Here is a 22862-nt window from a genome sequence, read left to right as displayed (position 1 = left end):
AACTGACGAGTACACTTTCTATGGCTGAAACAAACTCTAAACAGCCGCGTCTACTGGTGACATTAACAGCGCTATTCGCCGCCTTCTGCGGCCTGTACCTGTTAATCGGTGGCGTCTGGCTGGTCGCGATCGGCGGCTCCTGGTACTACCCGATTGCGGGCCTGGTTATGCTTGGCGTAACCGTCCTGCTCTGGCGTAGAAAACAATCTGCACTGTGGCTGTATGCCGCACTCCTTCTTGCCACCATGATCTGGGGCGTCTGGGAAGTCGGCTTTGACTTCTGGGCGCTGACGCCGCGCAGTGACATCCTGGTCTTCTTCGGCATCTGGCTGATCCTGCCGTTCGTCTGGCGTCGCCTGATTGTGCCGTCCAGCGGTGCGGTCGCGGCGCTGGTGGTAGCGCTGTTAATCAGCGGCGGTATCCTGACCTGGGCTGGCTTCAACGATCCGCAGGAGATCAACGGTACGCTGAACGCAGAATCGACGCCTGCGGCGGCGATCTCTCAGGTTGCTGACGGCGACTGGCCTGCCTATGGTCGTAACCAGGAAGGCCAGCGTTACTCTCCGCTGAAGCAGATCAACGCGGACAACGTTAAGAACCTGAAAGAAGCCTGGGTATTCCGTACCGGCGATCTGAAGATGCCGAACGATCCGGGTGAACTGACCAACGAAGTGACGCCAATTAAAGTCGGCGATATGCTTTATCTGTGTACGGCGCACCAGCGTCTGTTCGCGCTCGACGCGGCCACCGGTAAAGAGAAATGGCACTTCGATCCGCAGCTGAACTCCAACCCGTCCTTCCAGCACGTGACCTGCCGTGGCGTCTCTTATCACGAAGCGCGCCCGGATAATGCGAGCCCGGAAGTCATTGCCGACTGTCCTCGCCGCATCATGCTGCCGGTGAACGATGGTCGTCTGTTCGCCATCAATGCCGAAACGGGCAAGCTGTGCGAAACCTTTGCCAACAAAGGTATCCTGAATCTGCAGACCAAAATGCCGGACACCACGCCGGGTCTGTATGAGCCGACCTCCCCGCCCATCATCACCGATAAAACCATCGTGATTGCCGGTTCGGTAACGGATAACTTCTCCACGCGTGAAACCTCCGGCGTTATCCGTGGTTTCGACGTGAACACCGGTAAACTGCTGTGGGCCTTCGACCCGGGCGCGAAAGATCCGAACGCGATCCCGTCGGACGAACACACCTTTACCTTTAACTCGCCAAACTCCTGGGCGCCTGCGGCGTATGACGCGAAGCTGGACCTGGTCTACCTGCCGATGGGCGTTACTACGCCAGATATCTGGGGCGGTAACCGCACGCCGGAGCAGGAACGTTATGCCAGCGCTATCGTGGCATTGAACGCGACCACCGGTAAGCTGGCCTGGAGCTACCAGACCGTTCACCACGATCTGTGGGATATGGATATGCCGTCCCAGCCGACGCTGGCGGACATTACCGTAAACGGTAAAACCGTTCCGGTGATTTACGCTCCAGCGAAAACCGGCAACATCTTCGTGCTGGATCGCAGCAACGGCAAGCTGGTTGTGCCTGCACCGGAAAAACCGGTTCCGCAGGGTGCGGCGAAAGGCGATTACGTTAGCAAAACCCAGCCGTTCTCCGATCTGAGCTTCCGTCCGAAGAAAGACCTCAGCGGGGCAGACATGTGGGGTGCCACGATGTTTGACCAGCTGGTGTGCCGCGTGATGTTCCATCAGCTGCGCTATGAAGGCATCTTCACGCCGCCTTCTGAGCAGGGCACTCTGGTCTTCCCGGGTAACCTGGGGATGTTCGAGTGGGGTGGGATCTCCGTTGACCCTAACCGTCAGGTCGCGATTGCTAACCCAATGGCGCTGCCGTTCGTTTCCCGTCTGATCCCACGCGGTCCGGGCAACCCAATGGAGCAGCCGAAAGACGCGAAAGGCAGCGGTACCGAAGCCGGCATTCAGCCGCAGTACGGCGTACCGTTCGGCGTAACGCTGAACCCGTTCCTGTCGCCGTTCGGTCTGCCGTGTAAACAGCCTGCCTGGGGTTATATCTCCGGTCTGGATCTGAAAACTAACCAGATCGTCTGGAAAAAACGTATTGGTACGCCACAGGACAGCATGCCGTTCCCAATGCCGGTTCCTGTGCCGTTCAATATGGGTATGCCAATGCTGGGTGGCCCAATCTCCACCGCCGGTAACGTGCTGTTCATCGCGGCAACCGCAGATAACTACCTGCGCGCGTACAACATGACCAACGGTGAAAAACTGTGGCAAGGCCGTCTGCCAGCGGGTGGACAAGCCACGCCGATGACCTATGAAGTGAATGGCAAGCAGTACGTTGTCATCTCTGCGGGCGGTCACGGTTCGTTTGGCACGAAGATGGGCGACTATATTGTCGCGTATGCGTTGCCTGACGAAAACAAGTAACTGAAAAGCCCGGTGGCGCTTACGCTTACCGGGCCTATGGATACGCTATGTAGGCCGGGTAAGGCGAAGCCGCCACCCGGCTTTTTTTATACGGTAAAGCCCAGCATCATCCCCGTATCTTCATGCTCCAGCAGATGGCAGTGCGCCATATAGGCAAACTCCTTCGGCGCGTCGTGGTCAAACTTCACCAGCACCTCGCTGACGCCGCCTTCCACCTTCACCGTATCCTTCCAGCCCGCGCGATGCGCGTCCGGGGCTTTGCCGTTCTCAGAGAGAATGCGGAACTGCGTGCCGTGGATGTGGAACGGGTGCAGCATCATGTCCCCTTCACCTGAAATCACCCAGCGCTCAAGCTGCCCTTTTGTCGCAGCAAACATCGGCATGTTCATATCGAACGCTTTGCCGTTGATCATGTTGGCGTTGTGGAAATCAAAGCCATGGTCGCCGTGATTCATGTTCCCCATGCCGCCCATGTTGCCGTGGTCCATGTTCATGTGACCCCTCATCTGTCCGTGATGCATCCCCGCCATCGCCTTATCGCCATATTTCGCCATCAGCGCCTGCATGCCCATCATATCGAGCATCGGATTCATGGAGAGCTGCAGTTTGCGTTGCGTAAGCCCATCCAGCGACGGAAGTGCCGGCAGCGTGGTTAACGTATCAGGGAGCGTGCCGGAAGCGGTCACCCGTAACGGCTGGATACGCAGCACCGGATGCGGCTTGTCAAACGGCGCGACCGCCATCCCCATCTGGCTAACCGGCAGGGTCACAAGATCGAACGGCTTGCCGTCGCTGATATCCACCAGCACCTCAAAGCGCTCCCCCATCAGCATCGGCAGTTCGTTGACCTTCACCGGCTCAGGCAGCAGCCCGCCGTCGCTGGCGACCACGTACAGCGGACGCTTATCGCTGGTGGCGAAGTTGAGGGAACGCGCGTTACAGCCGTTAAGCAGACGCAGGCGCAGCCAGCCTTTCGGCGCGGCGTGCTGAGGGTAAATGGCGCCGTTGGTCAGCAGCGTGTCGCCAAACCAGCCGACCGCCGCGCTCATCACATCCAGCTGGTAGTCGATTTGCCCGTCAGCGGTGAATTTCTTGTCCTGCACAATCACCGGCACATCGTCGATGCCCCACTGCTTCGGCAGGCGCAGCAGGCGGCTTTCGTCGTCTTCAATCAGCACCAGCCCCGCCAGCCCCATCGCTACCTGATGGCCCGTTTTGCCATGCTGATGCGGATGGAACCAGCAGGTCGCGGCGCGCTGGTTGGGCGTAAAGGTGACGCTGCGCGTGCCGCCCGCTTTGATGATGCCCTGCGGCCCGCCGTCTACCTCGCCCGGCACTTCCAGTCCGTGCCAGTGCACCGTCGTCTCTTCAGCAAGCGTATTGTGGATATCCACCGTCACCGCTTTACCTTTGCGCAGCTGTAGCGCAGGACCAAGAAGATTGCCGTTATAGCCCCAGGTTGTCGCGTTGTGCGCACCGAACAGCGTGTTACCGGACTGAACGACAAGCTGGATACGGCTGCGGGCGTCAGCGGTAAGTAAATCAGGGATGGGTAAGGCAGGCCTGTCAGCCGCGAAAACCGCACGGCTCCAGAGGGGTAAGGCGCTGGCAGCCCCCAGCGCCACGGAATATTTTAAAAAATCACGACGTTGCATGTTCATTTCCTTATTTCCAGCAGGCGATCTTTTGAGCATAAACCCTCCCCTTACCGGAAGGTCAAGTAAAGCGGCAATAATAAAGATCGTCGCACTGGCATCAAGTATGCTAACGTTAATTTTCCGTGAAGAAGTGGTAGAAGCAATGAAGACGTTTTTCAGGACAATTTTGTTCGGTAGCCTGATGGCAATGTGTGCGAACAGCTATGCGCTCAGTGAAAATGAAGCGGAAGATATGGCCGATTTAACGGCGGTTTTTGTATTCCTGAAAAATGATTGTGGTTACCAGAATTTACCCAACGGGCAAATTCGCCGCGCGCTGGTCTTTTTTGCCCAGCAGAACCAGTGGGATCTCAGCAACTACGACAGCTTTGACATGAAGGCGCTCGGCGAAGACAGCTACCGTGACCTAAGCGGTATTGGCATTCCCACGGCTAAAAAATGCAAAGCGCTGGCTCGCGATTCGCTCAGCCTGCTCGCCTACGTCAAATAACCTTCCCGACGCCTCCTGTTAAACCTATAGCCGTGCAACCACGGTTATAGTTAGCTATCATGTTTCGCTCATTTTTTGTGAGCGTAACGGATGTTAACAAAGGAGGAGTCCGCGTATGGCCGACCACACGTTGTGGCATGAAACACTGCATGACCAGTTTGGTCAGTACTTTGCCGTTGATAACGTGCTCTATCATGAAAAAACCGATCACCAGGATCTCATCATCTTCGAGAATGCTGCCTTTGGCCGCGTCATGGCGCTGGACGGCGTCGTGCAAACGACCGAGCGAGATGAGTTTATCTATCATGAGATGATGACCCACGTCCCGCTGCTGGCGCACGGCCATGCAAAGCATGTCCTGATTATCGGCGGTGGCGACGGCGCAATGCTGCGTGAAGTTTCCCGCCATCGCTCGATTGAAACCATCACCATGGTGGAAATCGATGCGGGCGTCGTCTCGTTCTGCCGCCAGTACCTGCCCAACCACAATGCCGGTAGCTATGACGATCCGCGTTTTAATCTGGTGATTGATGACGGGGTTAACTTTGTTAACCAGACAACCCAGACCTTTGACGTCATTATCTCCGACTGCACCGATCCTATCGGCCCTGGCGCGTCGCTGTTTACCTCCTCGTTCTACGAAGGCTGCAAGCGTTGCCTGAACCCGGGCGGGATCTTCGTCGCCCAAAACGGCGTCTGCTTCCTGCAACAGGATGAAGCGCTGGATAGCCATCGCAAGCTCAGCACCTATTTCGAGGATGTCAGCTTCTATCAGGCGGCCATTCCGACGTACTACGGCGGGATCATGACCTTTGCCTGGGCGACGGATAACGACGTATTACGTCATCTTTCCACCGAAATTATTCAGGCCCGCTTCCATCAGGCAGGTCTACAGTGCCGATACTACAATCCGGCTATTCATACCGCAGCGTTTGCTCTGCCGCAGTACCTGCAAGACGCATTATCCACTAAGGGGGTGAGCTAATTGAAAAAGCTTAAACTGCATGGCTTTAACAATCTGACCAAAAGCCTGAGTTTTTGTATTTACGATATCTGCTATGCCAAAACAGCGGAAGAACGCGATGGTTACATCGCCTATATCGACGAACTCTACAACGCCAACCGTCTGACCGAGATCCTGTCAGAAACCTGTTCCATTATCGGCGCCAACATTCTGAATATTGCCCGACAGGATTATGAACCCCAGGGCGCCAGCGTGACCATACTGGTCAGCGAAGAGCCGGTCGATCCGAAGCTTATCGACAAAACGGAACATCCGGGCCCGCTGCCGGAAGTAGTGGTTGCTCACCTGGATAAAAGCCATATCTGCGTCCATACCTACCCGGAGAGTCACCCGGAAGGCGGGCTGTGTACGTTCCGCGCCGATATTGAAGTGTCGACCTGCGGCGTGATTTCCCCACTGAACGCACTGAACTATCTCATCCACCAGCTGGAATCGGATATCGTCACGATTGATTACCGCGTGCGCGGTTTTACCCGTGACGTCAACGGCATGAAGCACTTCATCGACCACGAGATCAACTCTATTCAGAACTTTATGTCCGAGGACATGAAGTCGCTGTACGACATGATGGACGTGAACGTGTATCAGGAAAACATCTTCCATACCAAGATGTTACTTAAGGAGTTCGACCTTAAGCACTATATGTTCCACACGAAGCCGGAAGATTTGAGCGAAGAAGAGCGTAAGGCGATTACTGACCTGCTCTGGAAAGAGATGCGCGAGATCTACTACGGCCGCAACATTCCGGCCGTGTAAGTGTTGCCCGGAGCAGGGATGCTTCGGGAAATTACCGCTGTTTCATGAACTCGCGGTAGGCATTCACCACCTGAAGGAAGTCTTCTACGCCGCACAGCGACAGGCTTTCTTCGTCATAGTAGCTCATCCCCTCTTCCATCTCGTCGCCTGAAAACTCGAGCTGGTTGGCACGCACCATGACCTCTTCACCGTCCATCCACAGCGTGTATTCGTGCCCGGCGCGTTGCCAGGAGCGCTCACTGCCTTTCACCGTCTTTGCCGCCTGTTCAACCTCATCAAGAAGGGAGAGATTTTCTTTCACCTCTTCGTTAAACCAGTGTCCAACGGCTTCGTGGCCCATCGACATACGCACTTTCACCACTCCGGTGATGTCGCGCAGAAATTCGTAATCCATAGTGTTTTCCTCTGCAAAGCCATTAAGGTAATTATCGCAGCAGCGAGGAAGAAAAAAAGCGTGGGAGGTGGGAGGAATGAAAATAAAAAGGTGAGAGCAAGACCCTGCGGCCTGATGCCCTCACCCCGTCCCTCTCCCACGGGAGAGGGTGCAAACACTAAAAACCGTCTCGTAGAGACGGTTTTGCTGTTTATACTGCCGTCTGGAAGATAACCCCGTCGGCCTTCTCGGTGTACTGAGAGAGCTGGTCGAAGTTCAGGTAGCGATAGGTATCCACCGCGGTCTTATCCACCTGCGCCACGAAGGTCTGGTACTCTTCCGGCGTTGGCAGTTTGCCAATCAGCGCCGCAACCGCCGCCAGCTCAGCAGAAGCCAGGAAGACGTTCGCACCGGTACCTAAACGGTTCGGGAAGTTACGGGTAGAGGTGGAGACCACCGTCGCGCCGTCGGCTACGCGCGCCTGGTTGCCCATACACAGGGAACAGCCAGGAATTTCGATACGCGCGCCGCTCTTACCAAACACGCTGTAGTAGCCCTCTTCGGTCAGCTGAGCCGCGTCCATACGGGTTGGCGGCGCCACCCACAGACGGGTTGGCAGCTGGCCTTTGTGGGTATCCAGCAGCTTACCGGCCGCGCGGAAGTGACCGATGTTGGTCATGCACGAACCAATGAACACTTCGTCGATCTTCTCGCCCTGGACCTCAGACAGCGGACGCGCGTCGTCCGGATCGTTCGGTGCACACAGGATTGGCTCTTTGATATCCGCCAGATCGATGTCGATCACCGCCGCGTACTCTGCGTCAGCATCGGCTTCCAGCAGCTGCGGATCGGCCAGCCATTTTTCCATGCCCTGGATACGACGCTCCAGCGTACGACGGTCGCCGTAGCCTTCTGCAATCATCCACTTCAGCAGCACGATGTTAGAGTTCAGGTACTCAACGATCGGCTCTTTGTTCAGCTTGATGGTACAGCCCGCAGCCGAACGCTCGGCGGAGGCATCGGTCAGCTCGAACGCCTGCTCTACTTTCAGATCCGGCAGACCTTCAATTTCCAGAATGCGGCCAGAGAAGATGTTTTTCTTCCCTTTCTTCTCAACGGTCAGCAGACCCTGTTTAATCGCATACAGCGGGATCGCGTGAACCAGGTCGCGCAGGGTAATACCCGGCTGCATTTTACCTTTGAAGCGCACCAGCACCGATTCCGGCATATCCAGCGGCATCACGCCGGTCGCGGCAGCAAACGCCACCAGACCGGAGCCCGCCGGGAAGGAGATACCGATTGGGAAACGGGTATGGGAGTCACCGCCGGTACCCACGGTATCCGGCAGCAGCATGCGGTTCAGCCAGGAGTGGATAACGCCGTCGCCCGGGCGCAGAGACACGCCACCACGGTTCATAATGAAGTCAGGCAGCGTGTGGTGCGTGGTCACGTCAACCGGCTTCGGATACGCCGCGGTGTGGCAGAAGGACTGCATCACCAGATCGGAAGAGAAGCCCAGGCACGCCAGGTCTTTCAGTTCGTCACGGGTCATTGGGCCAGTGGTGTCCTGAGAGCCTACGGAGGTCATCTTCGGCTCGCAGTAGGCGCCAGGACGGATACCGGCCACGCCGCAGGCGCGACCGACCATTTTCTGTGCCAGCGAGAAGCCGCGGTTGCTTTCCGCCACGTCTTTCGCGTGACGGAATACATCACTGTGCGGCAGACCCAGTGCTTCACGCGCTTTGGTGGTCAGGCCGCGGCCGATGATCAGCGGAATACGGCCACCGGCGCGCACTTCGTCAATCAGCACGTCGGTTTTCAGCTCGAAGCTTGCCAGCAGCTCGTTGGTGTCGTGGTTACGCACTTCGCCTTTATACGGGTAAACGTCAATCACGTCGCCCATGTTCAGGTTAGAGACATCCACTTCGATCGGCAGTGCGCCCGCATCTTCCATGGTGTTGAAGAAGATTGGGGCAATCTTACCGCCCAGGCACAGGCCGCCGCCGCGCTTGTTCGGCACGTGCGGAATGTCGTCGCCCATGAACCACAGCACGGAGTTGGTGGCAGACTTACGGGAAGAGCCGGTACCCACAACGTCACCCACGTAAGCCAGCGGGAAGCCTTTTTTCTGCAACGCTTCGATCTGTTTGATCGGGCCGACGCTGCCCGGCTGATCCGGCTCAATGCCTTCACGGGCGTTTTTCAGCATCGCCAGGGCGTGCAGCGGGATATCCGGGCGAGACCACGCGTCCGGTGCCGGAGAGAGGTCATCGGTGTTGGTTTCACCGGTCACTTTGAAAACAGTAACGGTAATTTTTTCAGCCAGCGCTGGACGATTCAGGAACCATTCGGCATCGGCCCAGGACTGCATCACCTGCTTCGCATAGACGTTGCCTGCTTTGGCTTTTTCTTCCACATCGTAGAAGTTATCGAACATCAGCAGCGTAGACGAGAGCGCTTTAGCGGCAATCGGTGCCAGCTTGTCGTTATCCAGCGCGTCAATCAGCGGATGAATGTTGTAACCACCCTGCATGGTGCCGAGCAGTTCGATGGCTTTTTCAGGAGTAACCAGTGGGGAGGTGGCTTCGCCTTTGGCGATAGCAGCAAGGAATCCGGCTTTTACGTAGGCAGCTTCATCTACGCCAGGCGGTACGCGGTTGATCAGCAGATCTAACAGGAATTCTTCTTCGCCCTTAGGCGGGTTCTTCAGCAGCTCGACGAGCGCGGCCATTTGGGTTGCATCTAACGGTTTGGGTACAATTCCCTCGGCGGCACGTTCTGCTACGTGCTTACGGTATTCTTCTAGCACGACGGTTCTCCTCGCTCTCATTGTCATATGCGGCGGGCGTTCTCTTCACGCTCCTGTGAGACAGCAGTTTGTAGGGTAAATGCCCGATACCGCGTCGGGCAGCATAGCAGGATTTCTGCACAGTGTTAATCCGTTTACAAAAAAGCAACATTAAAAAGTTTGCTGAATCGTTAAGCATGGTGTAGCGGGGATTTAGGGCATCATTTTGCGGTTCTTCTGCACCGTGACGCTTCAGTTTTTTCTTCATCAGATATAATTGTGTAATAAATACTCACACTCTTTATCCGGACGTACCGGACGCTTCCCAATAAAAGTCAAAACAGTAAAAGACGGGTGAATAATACTCACGCCAACCGTAACGCCTCACGGCACAGCGCTGGTCTCGTTGGAGTCATTTTATGAAGTTGCCCTTTAAGCCACATCTGCTCATCCTTCTGTGCAGTGCCGGGCTGCTTGCCGCCTCAGGCGTCTTGTTTGTCAAAAGTCGTGCAACGGAACCCGTTGCGCCAGCCCCCGTCGCTCAACAACCGGCGGCACCTGCCGTAGCCCAGCCCGCCCCTGTGGTCGCGCCGACCTACACTGCCGCGCAAATCGATCAGTGGGTTGCCCCCATTGCGCTCTACCCTGACGCCCTGCTTTCACAAATTCTGATGGCCTCGACTTACCCGGCCAACGTGATTCAGGCGGCTCAGTGGTCAAAAGACAACCCTAAAATGGAAGGAGACGCCGCCATTCAGGCCGTTGCCAGCCAGCCCTGGGATCCGAGCGTAAAATCGCTGGTCGCGTTTCCTCAGCTCATGTCGCTGATGGGTGAAAACCCGCCGTGGGTACAAAATCTGGGCGATGCGTTTCTCGCGCAGCCGAAAGACGTGATGGATTCCGTTCAACGCCTGCGCGCGCTGGCACAGAAGACCGGAGCTTTACAATCTACGCCTCAGCAGACGGTCACCACCGTGACAAAGCCAGCACCAGCGAAAACCCGCGCCACCGAGGCAACGACAACAACCACGTCTGCGCCCGCTCCAACGGTGATCAAAATTGAATCTGCCGATCCGCAGGTCGTTTATGTTCCCACCTATAACCCCAATACGGTTTACGGGACCTGGCCCAACACCGCCTATCCACCCACCTATCTCCCGCCCACGCCCGGAGAGCAGTTTGGCAACAGCTTCGTCAACGGCTTAGGCTTCAGCCTGGGCGTTGCCACAACCTATGCCATTTTCAGCAATATCGACTGGGATGACGACGATGACTGGGACCACCACCATGACGGTGACTGGGATAATCACGGCGGCTATAACCGCAACGGTGATAACAACATCAATATCAACGTTGAGAACTTCAATAAAATCAGTGGACAGCGTCTGACGGACGCCAACCGTACCTGGCAGCATAACCCGGCCTACCGGGAGGGTGTGCCCTATCCGACTAACCAGCTCAACACCCGTTTCCACTCCGCCAGCACAGTCACCGGGCTAAGCTCAACGCAGCAAAAACCGGTTAACCGGGATAGCCAGCGTCAGGCGGCCCTGAGCCAGATGGAGAAATCCACGGGGAAAACCTTCCCGCAAACGGCACGTCCCGGCACGAAAGATGTGCAGCGTCAGGCCTCGAGTGAACAGCTGAAGCAAATTTCGCAGCGCAACAACTACCGTGGCTACGACACCAAACCGCAGACGGCGAAGCGGATCACCACGCAGCAGCGAGAAAATCGTCAGGCTGTAACCCAAAGACAGGAGAAACGCGTTTCACAGCCCGCGCAGCAACGCGCTCTGCAGCAGCGAAACGGTCAGTCCCGGGCCAATGCGCTGAGCGGCAACGACAGCCGTTCCGCGAACTGGCAGGCGCAGCAGCAGCGCGGTGCGCAAAGCAGGCAGCTTGCGGCTCGCCAGCAGCAGCCCCGTCAGGTGTCTGGTGGACGCGCTGAACGCCGTGAATTTAGACATCGCTAAGGGAACCGACATGAAAAGTAAACTACTCAGTGGAATGGTGTTGTTCATGCTTTCGGCCTCGGCGATGGCGCAGCAGTCCTTTAGCACGCCCGACCAGGCGACCGATGCGCTGGCCAGCGCCATTAGTGAGCATAATGAGCGCGCGATGAGCAATCTGCTTGGAGAGAACTGGCGCGATTTTCTCCCCCCCGAAGGCGTTGATCCGGATGCCGTCGATCGTTTCCTGCGCGACTGGAAAGTTCGTCATAACACCGTTGTCGAAGGAGATACGGCGCATCTTGTTGTTGGAGACAACGACTGGCAGCTTCCCATCCCGGTGATCAAAACCGCCGCCGGCTGGCAATTCGATATCAAAGAAGGGGCTGAAGAGATCCTGACCCGTGAAATCGGGCGTAACGAACTTGCCGCCATTGAAGCCCTGCATGCCTATGTTGATGCGCAGCAAAGCTACTTTGCGATGAACCAGACATACGCGCAGAAGATTGTCAGCTCGGAAGGGAAGAAAGACGGTTTGTACTGGCCCGTCTCACCCGGCGAAACGCCCAGTCCGCTCGGACCGGCATTTAGCCCGAAAGAGCCGGGTACCGGCTATCACGGCTATCGCTTCCGGATCCTGCCGGATAATAACGGTTTTGCGATGGTGGCGTGGCCGGTCAGCTACGGTCAAACGGGCGTGATGAGCTTTGTGATAAATCAGGACGACAAGGTGTATCAGTCCGATCTCGGCAAGGATTCTGAGCAGAAAGCCCGGGCGTTAACCGCCTATAACCCGGATAAAACCTGGCAACCCGTGGCTCCCTGAACGCAGCGCATAAAAAAAGCGGCCATTGGCCGCTTTTTTTCATCTGAAGAAACTTATTTCTTCTTCGCTTTCGCGTTTGGCAGGTCGGTGATGCTGCCTTCAAACACTTCTGCCGCCAGGCCCACGGACTCGTGCAGAGTTGGGTGAGCGTGGATGGTCAGCGCGATGTCTTCCGCGTCGCAGCCCATTTCGATAGCCAGACCGATTTCACCCAGCAGCTCGCCGCCGTTGGTACCGACAATCGCACCACCGATTACGCGGTGAGTCTCTTTGTCGAAGATCAGTTTGGTCATACCGTCTGCGCAGTCGGACGCGATAGCACGGCCAGAAGCAGCCCACGGGAAGGTGGCGGTTTCGTAGCTGATGCCTTTCTCTTTCGCTTCTTTCTCAGTCAGACCCACCCATGCCACTTCTGGCTCGGTGTACGCGATAGATGGGATCACTTTCGGATCGAAGTAGTGCTTCATGCCGGCGATAACTTCAGCGGCAACGTGACCTTCGTGAACACCTTTGTGCGCCAGCATTGGCTGACCGACGATATCGCCGATAGCAAAGATGTGCGGCACGTTAGTGCGCAGCTGTTTGTCAACGCGGATAAAGCCACGGTCGTCCACTTCCACGCCAGCTTTGCCCGCGTCGAGGTTCTTACCGTTCGGCACACGGCCGATCGCCACCAGCACGGCGTCGTAACGCTGTGGTTCGGATGGGGCTTTTTTGCCTTCCATGGAAACGTAAATACCGTCTTCTTTCGCTTCAACGGCAGTCACTTTGGTTTCCAGCATCAGGTTGAATTTCTTGCTGATGCGCTTGGTGAAGACCTTAACGATGTCTTTGTCAGCAGCCGGGATAACCTGGTCGAACATTTCAACCACGTCGATCTCTGAACCCAGCGCGTGGTACACGGTACCCATTTCCAGACCGATGATACCGCCGCCCATCACCAGCAGACGCTTAGGAACGGTTTTCAGCTCCAGCGCATCGGTGGAATCCCACACGCGCGGATCTTCATGTGGAATGAATGGCAGTTCGATTGGGCGAGAGCCTGCCGCGATGATCGCGTTGTCGAAGTGGATCACGGTTTTGCCGTTTTCGCCTTCCACTTCCAGGGTGTTCGCACCGGTGAATTTACCCAGACCGTTTACCACTTTCACTTTACGGCCTTTGGCCATACCCGCCAGACCGCCGGTCAGCTGAGTGATAACTTTCTCTTTCCAGGTACGAATTTTGTCGATGTCGGTTTTCGGCTCGCCGAAGACGATACCGTGTTCAGCCAGCGCTTTGGCTTCTTCGATAACTTTCGCTACGTGCAGCAGCGCTTTAGAAGGGATACAGCCGACGTTCAGACAAACACCGCCGAGGGTGCTGTAACGTTCTACGATGACGGTTTCCAGACCTAAATCCGCTGCGCGAAATGCTGCGGAGTAACCTGCCGGGCCTGCCCCAAGTACTACGACCTGAGTTTTGATTTCTGTGCTCATCATGACCTCTTAGTTTATACCCGTCGTCCACCGGGTCGTTCTATCCGCCCGCAGTTTACAAAATTGTTAACAATTTTGAAACAACAAACGGCTCACGAATTGTCGCTTTCGCCAATAACCTCACAAACGCCATGAGATTATCAGAAAAAAGCCGGCCGACTGGCCGGCTTTTCGATTACATCACCAGGCGGCGAATGTCGCTCAGCATGTTGTTGATGATGGTGATGAAACGCGCACCATCAGCACCGTCGATCACGCGGTGGTCGAAGGACAGAGAGATTGGCATCATCAGACGCGGCACGAACTCTTTGCCATTCCACACCGGCTCCATCGCGGACTTGGACACACCGAGGATAGCCACTTCCGGCGCGTTCACAATCGGCGCGAAGTGGGTGGTACCCAGGCCGCCGATGCTGGAGATGGTGAAGCAGCCGCCCTGCATTTCGCCAGCAGTCAGCTTACCATCACGCGCTTTCTTGGAGATGGTGGTCAGTTCACGGGACAGCTCAGTGATGCTCTTCTTGTTCACGTCTTTGAAGACCGGAACAACCAGACCATTTGGCGTATCAACCGCAACACCGATGTTGATGTATTTCTTCAGCGTCAGCTTCTGGCCGTCTTCGGACAGGGAGCTGTTGAAGCGTGGCATCTGTTCCAGAGCCGCAGCAACCGCCTTCATGATGAAGACCACTGGGGTGAATTTCACGTCCAGTTTACGCTTCTCAGCTTCGGCGTTCTGCTGTTTACGGAACGCTTCCAGATCGGTGATATCGGTCTTATCGAAGTGCGTAACGTGCGGGATCATCACCCAGTTACGGCTCAGGTTCGCACCAGAGATTTTCTGGATACGGCCCAGCTCCACTTCTTCGATTTCGCCGAACTTGCTGAAGTCCACTTTCGGCCATGGCAGCATGCCCGGGATACCGCCGCCAGCGGCTGCAGCTGGTGCAGCTTCGGCGCGTTTCACCGCGTCTTTCACGTAGGTCTGAACGTCTTCGCGCAGGATACGACCTTTACGGCCAGTCCCTTTCACTTTCGCCAGGTTCACACCGAATTCGCGCGCCAGGCGACGAATCAGCGGCGTCGCGTGGACGTAAGCGTCGTTTTCAGCGAACTCTGATTTTTCTGCTTTTGCAGCAGGGGCAGCGGCTGGTTTAGCAGCCTGAGCCGGAGCAGCAGCCGGTGCTGGAGCAGCCGCGGCAGCCGGAGCGGCAGCAGGCGCAGCGCCTTCCACTTCGAAGACCATGATCAGAGAACCGGTAGAGACTTTGTCGCCGGTGCTGATTTTGATCTCTTTAACGGTACCCGCGAACGGCGCAGGCACTTCCATGGAAGCCTTGTCGCCTTCAACGGTGATCAGTGACTGTTCCGCGGCAACTTTGTCGCCCACTTTTACCATCACTTCGGTGACTTCAACTTCGTCACCGCCGATGTCCGGTACGTTAACGTCTTTCGCGCCGCCAGCAGCAGCTGGTGCAGCGGCCGGAGCCGGAGCAGCGGCCTGTGCAGGCGCGGCAGCAGGTGCAGCACCTGCCACTTCGAAGATCATGATCAGGGAGCCGGTAGACACTTTGTCGCCGGTGTTGATCTTGATCTCTTTAACGGTACCTGCGAACGGCGCTGGCACTTCCATAGAGGCTTTATCGCCTTCTACGGTGATCAGTGACTGCTCGGCCGCAACGGTATCGCCCACTTTCACCAGGATCTCAGTGACTTCAACTTCGTCACCGCCGATGTCAGGCACGTTCACGTCTTTCGCGCTCGCGGCAGCGGCTGGAGCAGCGGCGGCCGGAGCGGCTTTCTTCTCTTCCTGCGCAGGTGCAGCAGCTGCTGCACCGTCGGCGGAATCGAAAATCATGATCAGTTTGCCAGTCTCGGTTTTATCGCCAACAGAGACTTTGATCTCTTTAACGATGCCAGCCTGAGGAGACGGGACTTCCATAGAGGCTTTGTCGCCTTCTACGGTGATCAGCGACTGTTCAGCTTCAACTTTGTCGCCTACTTTGACCAGGATCTCGGTGATTTCAACTTCATCAGCCCCGATGTCCGGTACATTGATTTCGATAGCCATTATTCTTTTACCTCTTACGCCAGACGCGGGTTAACTTTTTCTGCATCGATGTTGAATTTGGTAATTGCGTCTGCAACCACTTTCTTATCGATTTCGCCACGTTTAGCCAGTTCGCCCAGTGCTGCTACAACCACGTAAGAAGCATCAACTTCGAAGTGGTGACGCAGGTTTTCGCGGCTGTCAGAACGACCGAAGCCGTCAGTACCCAGAACGCGATAATCATCAGCTGGAACGTAAGTACGAACCTGCTCAGCGAACAGTTTCATATAGTCAGTAGACGCCACCACTGGCGCGTCGTTCATCACCTGAGCGATGTACGGTACGCGTGGGGTTTCCAGTGGGTGCAGCATGTTCCAGCGCTCACAATCCTGGCCATCACGCGCCAGTTCAGTGAAGGAGGTCACAGAGTACACGTCGGAACCGACACCGTAGTCTTTCGCCAGGATCTGCGCTGCTTCACGAACGTGACGCAGGATAGAACCGGAGCCCAGCAGCTGAACTTTACCTTTGCTACCTTCGATGGTTTCGAGTTTGTAGATACCTTTACGGATACCTTCCTCGGCACCTGCTGGCATTGCCGGCATGTGGTAGTTTTCGTTCAGGGTGGTGATGTAGTAGTAAATGTTCTCTTGCGCTTCACCGTACATGCGCTGCAGACCGTCATGCATGATGACTGCCACTTCGTACGCGTAAGACGGATCGTAAGAGATACAGTTAGGGATAGTCAGAGACTGAATGTGGCTGTGACCATCTTCGTGCTGCAGACCTTCACCGTTCAGGGTCGTACGACCGGAAGTACCACCGATCAGGAAGCCGCGAGCCTGCTGGTCGCCTGCCTGCCAGCACAGGTCACCGATACGCTGGAACCCGAACATGGAGTAGTAAATGTAGAACGGGATCATCGGCAGGTTGTTGGTGCTGTAAGAGGTCGCAGCAGCCAGCCAGGATGCGCCTGCGCCCAGCTCGTTGATACCTTCCTGCAGGATCTGACCTTTCTCGTCTTCTTTGTAGTATGCAACCTGCTCACGGTCCTGCGGGGTGTACTGCTGGCCGTTCGGGCTGTAGATACCGATCTGACGGAACAGACCTTCCATACCGAAAGTACGCGCTTCGTCGGCGATGATTGGCACCAGGCGATCTTTGATCGACTTGTTCTTCAGCATCACGTTCAGGGCACGAACGAAAGCGATAGTGGTAGAGATCTCTTTGTTCTGCTCTTCCAGCAGCTGAGAGAAGTCTTCCAGCGCTGGCAGTTCCAGCTTCTCGGTGAAGTTAGGCTGACGAGCTGGCAGGTAGCCTTTCAGCGCCTGACGACGTTCGTGCAGGTACTTGTGCTCTTCGGAGCCTTCCGGGAAGGTGATGTAAGACAGGTTTTCGACCTGCTCATCGGTCACTGGAACGTTGAAACGGTCGCGGATATAGCGCACGCCGTCCATGTTCATTTTCTTAACCTGGTGAGCGATGTTTTTACCTTCTGCGGTATCACCCATGCCGTAACCTTTGATGGTGTGGGCCAGGATTACAGTCGCTTTACCTTTGGTTTCACGCGCTTTTTTCAGTGCAGCGTAGATTTTCTTCGGATCGTGACCACCGCGGTTCAGGGCCCAGATCTGCTCATCAGTCCAGTCTGCAACCAGGGCTGCGGTTTCTGGATATTTGCCGAAGAAGTGCTCACGCACGTAGGCACCGTCTTTGGATTTGAAGGTCTGGTAGTCACCGTCAACGGTTTCGTTCATCAGCTGGATCAGTTTACCGCTGGTGTCTTTACGCAGCAGTTCGTCCCAACGGGAACCCCACATGACTTTGATCACGTTCCAGCCAGCACCTGCGAAGATGCCTTCCAGTTCGTTGATGATCTTGCCGTTACCGGTTACCGGACCATCCAGACGCTGCAGGTTACAGTTGATGATGAAGCACAGGTTGTCCAGCTTCTCACGGGTCGCGATGGTGATCGCGCCTTTAGATTCTGGCTCATCCATTTCGCCGTCGCCCAGGAAGGCGTATACGGTCTGCTCAGAGGTGTCTTTCAGACCACGGTGTTCCAGATACTTCAGGAATTTCGCCTGGTAGATCGCACCAATTGGGCCCAGACCCATGGATACGGTCGGGAACTGCCAGAATTCAGGCATCAGTTTAGGGTGCGGGTAAGAAGACAGACCTTTACCGTGAACTTCCTGACGGAAGTTGTTCATCTGCTCTTCAGTCAGACGACCTTCCAGGAATGCACGTGCATAGATGCCCGGAGAGATGTGGCCCTGGAAGTACACCAGATCGCCGCCGTCTTTCTCGTTCGCTGCACGGAAGAAGTGGTTGAAGCACACTTCGTAAACGGTCGCAGAAGACTGGAAGGACGCCATGTGGCCACCCAGTTCCAGGTCTTTCTTGGATGCGCGCAGAACGGTCATAATGGCGTTCCAGCGGATTGCAGAACGGATACGACGTTCCAGATCCAGATTGCCCGGGTATTCCGGTTCGTCTTCAACGGCAATCGTGTTTACGTAGTTGCTAGCCCCTGCACCTGAAGCAACCTTCACGCCGCCTTTGCGGGCTTCAGAAAGCAGCTGATCAATCAGATACTGAGCGCGCTCAACACCTTCTTCACGGATGACCGATTCGATCGCCTGTAGCCAGTCGCGAGTTTCGATCGGATCCACGTCATTTTGGAGACGTTCTGACATGGGGGTATTCCTTATCTATCTAATACGTTGATTTGTCTGGAACCTGTCCCATTGTGCTCTTGGGCAAGAACACAATAAGACAGGTTCTGCGTTTAGTTGCCGCGCTCTAAAAGTACCTGGCGCTTAATCCTTTCGTTGCTGTATGCGGCGTAATGAACGTTCGCGACGCGATTGTTCACGGCTGCGGTCCAGCAAGATTTCCTCAATGAAAGCCAGATGGCGGTGCGACGCTTCGCGCGCCTGCTCCGGTTCCCCGGCCATTATCGCCTCGAATACTCGGGTGCGATGGTTGCTTACCAGTGGGAGCATGTCCCGACGGGCATACAACAATTCAAAATTTTGACGAACGTTCTGGGCCAGCATCGGCTCCATGCAGCGTAGCAGATGGAGGAGCACCACGTTGTGGGCCGCTTCGGTGACGGCAATTTGATACTGGACGACGGCGCTGGACTCGGCGTCTAAATCGCCGGACTGCTGTGCCCGTTCAATGGCCTGATGCAGCTCGCGGATACGCACGCGATCTTCATCAGTGCTGCGAAGGGCGGCGTAATAGGCCGCAATACCTTCCAGCGCGTGACGGGTCTCAAGCAGGTCAAACTGGGATTCTGGGTGGTCAGAGAGAAGTTCTACCAGCGGATCGCTGAAGCTCTGCCACAGGCTGTTTTGCACAAAGGTTCCGCCGCCCTGGCGACGAAGCAGCAAGCCCTTTGCTTCGAGGCGTTGAATCGCCTCACGCAGAGAGGGACGTGAAACGTCGAACTGTTTTGCCAGTTCGCGTTCTGGCGGAAGTTTCTCACCCGGGCGCAGAGTCCCTTCGAGGATTAAAAACTCCAGCTGCTGCTCAATCACATCAGATAGTTTTGGTTGGCGAATTTTGCTGTAGGCCATATTCCCTGTCTTACGCCTTTTTGCCCGGAGTCAATTGGTCTTACCAATTTCTATTTCGTATCGCTAAAGTAACAAAGTATTCACCTTCTGTCCATATTGGTTTTGATTGAAATCAGTAAACCCTGCACATTTTAACAACCTTACAGAAATAACGTTTCAGAAATGTAACTTTGCACAAATGAGTTGATTACCCCCAAAGAGGGAGTTTTAACCATAATGAAACGAGGGTTTTTGCAATCTGAAGCGATTCAACAAGGCAAATAATGAAAATTCGCCCACTTAAGGCGCATTTCTATTCTATAGGTTGGGTGAGGAACAACGAGCGGGCCGATTTACAAATGCTTTCTTTTTATTCAAGTCGTCATCACCCCTTCATAAAGCAGGTGCATTCGCAGGCACTTACCACTATTCTGGCGCTTACGGAAGTCATCTCCGATTTTTTCGGTCTCGTTAACCGTAAAGAAATAAATACAGAATATGGATTTTCATAATTACACACGCTCAGCGTGAACATAACAACCACACACGAGGTTTCAAATGGAAGCTCAACAGCACGGCGATCAGCTAAAGCGCGGGCTTAAAAACCGCCATATTCAGCTCATCGCACTGGGCGGTGCGATTGGTACCGGCCTGTTTCTGGGCAGCGCATCCGTTATCCAGTCTGCCGGTCCGGGCATTATTTTGGGTTACGCGATTGCGGGTTTCATTGCTTTTCTGATCATGCGCCAGCTGGGCGAAATGGTCGTGGAAGAGCCGGTCGCAGGCTCCTTCAGCCACTTTGCCTATAAGTACTGGGGCAGCTTTGCCGGTTTCGCCTCGGGCTGGAACTACTGGGTGCTGTACGTTCTGGTTGCCATGGCCGAACTGACCGCCGTCGGGAAATACATTCAGTTCTGGTATCCCGAAATCCCAACCTGGGCTTCTGCTGCAGCCTTCTTCGTTATTATCAACGCCATTAACCTGACCAACGTTAAAGTGTTCGGGGAGATGGAGTTCTGGTTTGCCATCATCAAGGTCATTGCCGTGGTGGCGATGATTATCTTCGGCGGCTGGCTGCTGTTCAGCGGCAACGGCGGCCCGCAGGCCACGGTGCGCAACCTCTGGGAACAGGGTGGCTTCCTGCCTCACGGCATGACCGGCCTGGTGATGATGATGGCGATCATTATGTTCTCCTTCGGCGGCCTGGAGCTGGTGGGCATCACCGCCGCAGAAGCCGACAACCCTGAGCAGAGCATCCCGAAAGCCACAAATCAGGTTATCTACCGCATCCTGATCTTCTATGTGGGCTCACTGGCGGTGCTGCTCTCCCTGCTGCCGTGGACGCGCGTGACTGCTGACACCAGCCCGTTTGTGCTGATCTTCCACGAGCTGGGCGATACCTTTGTCGCCAACGCGCTGAACATCGTGGTGCTGACCGCAGCGCTCTCCGTTTACAACAGCTGCGTATACTGCAACAGCCGCATGCTGTTCGGCCTCGCCCAGCAGGGTAACGCGCCGAAGATGCTGCTTAACGTTGATAAACGCGGCGTGCCGGTGAATACCATCATTGTTTCCGCCATCGTGACCGCCCTGTGCGTGCTCATTAACTACATGGCACCGGAATCGGCGTTTGGCCTGCTGATGGCGCTGGTGGTCTCTGCGCTGGTCATCAACTGGGCGATGATCAGCCTTGCGCACATGAAGTTCCGCCGCGCGAAACAGCAGCAGGGCGTCACCACGCGCTTCCCTGCCCTGCTCTATCCTCTGGGTAACTGGATCTGCCTGCTGTTCATGGCGGCCGTGCTGGTGATCATGCTGATCACCCCAGGTATGGCGATTTCCGTCTACCTGATCCCGGTCTGGATTGCAGTACTCGGCGTTGGCTATCTCTTCAGTCAGAAAAGCCGTAATGCCATGAAGGCGCACTAAGCCTCCCACCGCGGTGCCTGCTTTTGCGGGTGCCGCGCGTTGTTACCTCCCTCACACTTTCACGCCCACAGCGCATTTATCCATATCACCGCCCTGATACTGCAACGCATATATCCCTTCGCCAGCGAATAATTCTCTCCATACCGTAAACCGGAGAGCTGTCGATGGATAACAACACACTGTCAGTAAAAGAAAAGATCGGCTATGGGATGGGCGACGCCGGATGCAACATTATCTTTGGCGCCATCATGCTGTTTGTTAACTATTTTTATACGGATATTTTTGGTCTGGCCCCTGCGCTAGTCGGCGTGCTGCTGCTGTCTGTCCGCGTGATTGACGCCGTAACGGACCCGATCATGGGCGCGATTGCCGACCGCACCCGCAGCAAATATGGCCGCTTTCGTCCATGGCTGCTGTGGATCGCTTTCCCGTATGCGCTGTTCAGCATCCTGATGTTCACCACGCCAGAGTGGAGCTATAACAGCAAAGTTATCTATGCCTTTGTCACCTATTTCCTGCTGTCGCTCACCTACACCGCCATCAACATCCCCTACTGCTCGCTGGGCGGGGTGATCACTAACGATCCAAAAGAACGCGTCGCCTGCCAGTCGTATCGCTTCGTGCTGGTCGGCATCGCCACGCTGCTGCTCTCATTAACGCTGCTGCCCATGGCAGACTGGTTTGGCGGGGACAACAAAGCCAAAGGCTACCAGATGGCCATGACCGTGCTGGCGCTGATTGGCACCTGCATGTTCCTGTTCTGCTTCGCCACCGTGCGCGAGCGCGTGCGCCCGGCAGTCCAGACCAATGACCAGTTGAAAAACGACCTGAAAGACGTGTGGAAGAACGACCAGTGGGTGCGCATTCTGCTCCTGACGCTCTGCAACGTCTGCCCCGGCTTTATCCGCATGGCGGCCACCATGTATTACGTGACCTGGGTGATGGGCCAGAGCACCCACTTCGCCACGCTGTTTATCAGCCTGGGCGTTGTTGGCATGATGCTCGGCAGCGTGCTGGCAAAAGTGCTGACCGACCGCTGGTGCAAGCTGAAGGTCTTCTTCTGGACCAACATCGTGCTGGCGATTTTCTCCTGCGCCTTTTATTTCTTCGACCCGAAAGCGACCGTCACCATCGTGGTGCTCTACGTCCTGCTGAACATCCTGCACCAGATCCCGTCTCCGCTGCACTGGTCGCTGATGGCCGACGTGGACGACTACGGCGAGTGGAAAACCGGGAAGCGCATCACCGGCATCAGCTTCTCGGGCAACATCTTCTTCCTGAAGCTGGGGCTGGCGATTGCCGGGGCGATGGTCGGTTTTCTGCTCTCCTGGTACGGCTACGACGCGGGGGCGAAAGCGCAAAGCGCAGACGCCATCAACGGGATTGTGCTGCTGTTTACCGTTATCCCGGGGGTGGGTTATTTGATTACCGCGGGCGTGGTGCGCCTGCTGAAGGTGGATCGTGAAACCATGAAGCAGATCCAGCTCGATCTGGAAAAACGCCGCAACAACTACCACGAGCTGAACGATTATCAGGAACTGAAAGCCGCTGAGACTAAATAAGG

16 protein-coding genes are annotated in these 22862 nt (G+C 55.7%); 9 read left to right on the top strand and 7 right to left on the bottom strand.

Going from position 1 to position 22862, the window contains the following annotated elements:
* Positions 1-20 precede the first annotated feature (20 nt).
* Positions 21-2411 (top strand): glucose/quinate/shikimate family membrane-bound PQQ-dependent dehydrogenase, encoded by a 2391-nt coding sequence (locus ACEPLT_RS03745; protein WP_232928457.1) that lies wholly within the window; start codon positions 21-23, stop codon positions 2409-2411.
* Between the two features lie 86 nt (positions 2412-2497).
* On the opposite strand, the gene cueO is transcribed toward ACEPLT_RS03745, so the two are convergent.
* Complete coding sequence (cueO, locus tag ACEPLT_RS03740; protein ID WP_032654687.1) at positions 2498-4066, bottom strand: multicopper oxidase CueO; 1569 nt, start codon at positions 4064-4066, stop codon at positions 2498-2500.
* Between the two features lie 145 nt (positions 4067-4211).
* On the opposite strand from cueO, the gene ACEPLT_RS03735 reads away from it, so the two are divergent.
* From ACEPLT_RS03735 to speD, 3 genes are all read left to right on the top strand, one after another.
* Positions 4212-4559 (top strand): YacC family pilotin-like protein, encoded by a 348-nt coding sequence (locus ACEPLT_RS03735; protein WP_014882582.1) that lies wholly within the window; start codon positions 4212-4214, stop codon positions 4557-4559.
* Between the two features lie 115 nt (positions 4560-4674).
* A complete protein-coding gene (gene speE, locus ACEPLT_RS03730; protein WP_008501952.1) occupies positions 4675-5544 on the top strand; it encodes a polyamine aminopropyltransferase in 870 nt (289 codons plus the stop codon).
* The gene (gene speD / locus ACEPLT_RS03725; protein ID WP_008501953.1) at positions 5545-6339 is read left to right on the top strand and encodes an adenosylmethionine decarboxylase; all 795 of its coding nucleotides are present in this window, start codon (positions 5545-5547) and stop codon (positions 6337-6339) included.
* A 31-nt stretch (positions 6340-6370) separates the two neighbouring features.
* Here the strand turns inward: speD and yacL are convergent, their stop codons facing one another.
* On the bottom strand, positions 6371-6733 hold the full coding sequence (gene yacL, locus ACEPLT_RS03720) for a protein YacL (RefSeq protein WP_008501954.1): 363 nt from the start codon (positions 6731-6733) through the stop codon (positions 6371-6373).
* A 190-nt stretch (positions 6734-6923) separates the two neighbouring features.
* On the bottom strand, positions 6924-9521 hold the full coding sequence (gene acnB, locus ACEPLT_RS03715; RefSeq protein WP_163341836.1) for a bifunctional aconitate hydratase 2/2-methylisocitrate dehydratase: 2598 nt from the start codon (positions 9519-9521) through the stop codon (positions 6924-6926).
* Between the two features lie 398 nt (positions 9522-9919).
* Between acnB and ACEPLT_RS03710 the strand changes: the two genes are divergently transcribed.
* Both ACEPLT_RS03710 and ACEPLT_RS03705 read left to right on the top strand, forming a co-directional pair.
* Positions 9920-11473 carry a DUF3300 domain-containing protein gene (locus ACEPLT_RS03710; protein WP_232928459.1) on the top strand — a complete coding sequence of 518 codons (1554 nt, stop codon included), beginning with the start codon at positions 9920-9922 and terminating at the stop codon, positions 11471-11473.
* 10 nt (positions 11474-11483) lie between these two features.
* Positions 11484-12275: a DUF2950 domain-containing protein gene (locus tag ACEPLT_RS03705; RefSeq protein WP_063435564.1), complete on the top strand. Its 792-nt coding sequence runs from the start codon at positions 11484-11486 to the stop codon at positions 12273-12275.
* A gap of 53 nt (positions 12276-12328) precedes the next feature.
* Here the strand turns inward: ACEPLT_RS03705 and lpdA are convergent, their stop codons facing one another.
* From lpdA to pdhR, 4 genes are all read right to left on the bottom strand, one after another.
* Positions 12329-13753 carry a dihydrolipoyl dehydrogenase gene (gene lpdA, locus ACEPLT_RS03700; RefSeq protein ID WP_232928461.1) on the bottom strand — a complete coding sequence of 475 codons (1425 nt, stop codon included), beginning with the start codon at positions 13751-13753 and terminating at the stop codon, positions 12329-12331.
* Between the two features lie 175 nt (positions 13754-13928).
* Positions 13929-15824 carry a pyruvate dehydrogenase complex dihydrolipoyllysine-residue acetyltransferase gene (gene aceF / locus ACEPLT_RS03695; protein ID WP_021240508.1) on the bottom strand — a complete coding sequence of 632 codons (1896 nt, stop codon included), beginning with the start codon at positions 15822-15824 and terminating at the stop codon, positions 13929-13931.
* A gap of 14 nt (positions 15825-15838) precedes the next feature.
* Complete coding sequence (gene aceE / locus ACEPLT_RS03690) at positions 15839-18502, bottom strand: pyruvate dehydrogenase (acetyl-transferring), homodimeric type (RefSeq protein ID WP_447088332.1); 2664 nt, start codon at positions 18500-18502, stop codon at positions 15839-15841.
* Between the two features lie 123 nt (positions 18503-18625).
* A complete protein-coding gene (pdhR, locus tag ACEPLT_RS03685; protein ID WP_008501960.1) occupies positions 18626-19390 on the bottom strand; it encodes a pyruvate dehydrogenase complex transcriptional repressor PdhR in 765 nt (254 codons plus the stop codon).
* Positions 19391-19653: 263 nt separating this feature from the next.
* Here pdhR and ACEPLT_RS03680 point away from each other — a divergent pair, with 263 nt between their 5' ends.
* The 3 genes from ACEPLT_RS03680 (at position 19654) to ACEPLT_RS03670 (ending at position 22860) form a co-directional block, all read left to right on the top strand.
* A complete protein-coding gene (locus tag ACEPLT_RS03680; protein ID WP_084832031.1) occupies positions 19654-19881 on the top strand; it encodes a hypothetical protein in 228 nt (75 codons plus the stop codon).
* A gap of 46 nt (positions 19882-19927) precedes the next feature.
* On the top strand, positions 19928-21298 hold the full coding sequence (aroP, locus tag ACEPLT_RS03675) for an aromatic amino acid transporter AroP (protein WP_008501961.1): 1371 nt from the start codon (positions 19928-19930) through the stop codon (positions 21296-21298).
* A 164-nt stretch (positions 21299-21462) separates the two neighbouring features.
* The gene (locus ACEPLT_RS03670; protein ID WP_039265684.1) at positions 21463-22860 is read left to right on the top strand and encodes a glycoside-pentoside-hexuronide (GPH):cation symporter; all 1398 of its coding nucleotides are present in this window, start codon (positions 21463-21465) and stop codon (positions 22858-22860) included.
* Positions 22861-22862 lie beyond the last annotated feature (2 nt).

It is taken from the genome of Enterobacter sp. fkY84-1 (assembly GCF_052974705.1).
Note: the sequence above shows the minus strand (reverse complement) of the source record. Positions and strands in the feature narration are given on the sequence as shown.

Coding starts and splice junctions, on each gene's coding strand:
- ACEPLT_RS03745 (WP_232928457.1), top strand. CDS start 21: ATGGCTGAAACAAACTCTAAACAGCCGCGTCTACTGGTGACATTAACA.
- cueO (WP_032654687.1), bottom strand. CDS start 4,066: ATGCAACGTCGTGATTTTTTAAAATATTCCGTGGCGCTGGGGGCTGCC.
- ACEPLT_RS03735 (WP_014882582.1), top strand. CDS start 4,212: ATGAAGACGTTTTTCAGGACAATTTTGTTCGGTAGCCTGATGGCAATG.
- speE (WP_008501952.1), top strand. CDS start 4,675: ATGGCCGACCACACGTTGTGGCATGAAACACTGCATGACCAGTTTGGT.
- yacL (WP_008501954.1), bottom strand. CDS start 6,733: ATGGATTACGAATTTCTGCGCGACATCACCGGAGTGGTGAAAGTGCGT.
- ACEPLT_RS03710 (WP_232928459.1), top strand. CDS start 9,920: ATGAAGTTGCCCTTTAAGCCACATCTGCTCATCCTTCTGTGCAGTGCC.
- ACEPLT_RS03705 (WP_063435564.1), top strand. CDS start 11,484: ATGAAAAGTAAACTACTCAGTGGAATGGTGTTGTTCATGCTTTCGGCC.
- lpdA (WP_232928461.1), bottom strand. CDS start 13,753: ATGAGCACAGAAATCAAAACTCAGGTCGTAGTACTTGGGGCAGGCCCG.
- aceF (WP_021240508.1), bottom strand. CDS start 15,824: ATGGCTATCGAAATCAATGTACCGGACATCGGGGCTGATGAAGTTGAA.
- aceE (WP_447088332.1), bottom strand. CDS start 18,502: ATGTCAGAACGTCTCCAAAATGACGTGGATCCGATCGAAACTCGCGAC.
- pdhR (WP_008501960.1), bottom strand. CDS start 19,390: ATGGCCTACAGCAAAATTCGCCAACCAAAACTATCTGATGTGATTGAG.
- ACEPLT_RS03680 (WP_084832031.1), top strand. CDS start 19,654: ATGAAAATTCGCCCACTTAAGGCGCATTTCTATTCTATAGGTTGGGTG.
- aroP (WP_008501961.1), top strand. CDS start 19,928: ATGGAAGCTCAACAGCACGGCGATCAGCTAAAGCGCGGGCTTAAAAAC.
- ACEPLT_RS03670 (WP_039265684.1), top strand. CDS start 21,463: ATGGATAACAACACACTGTCAGTAAAAGAAAAGATCGGCTATGGGATG.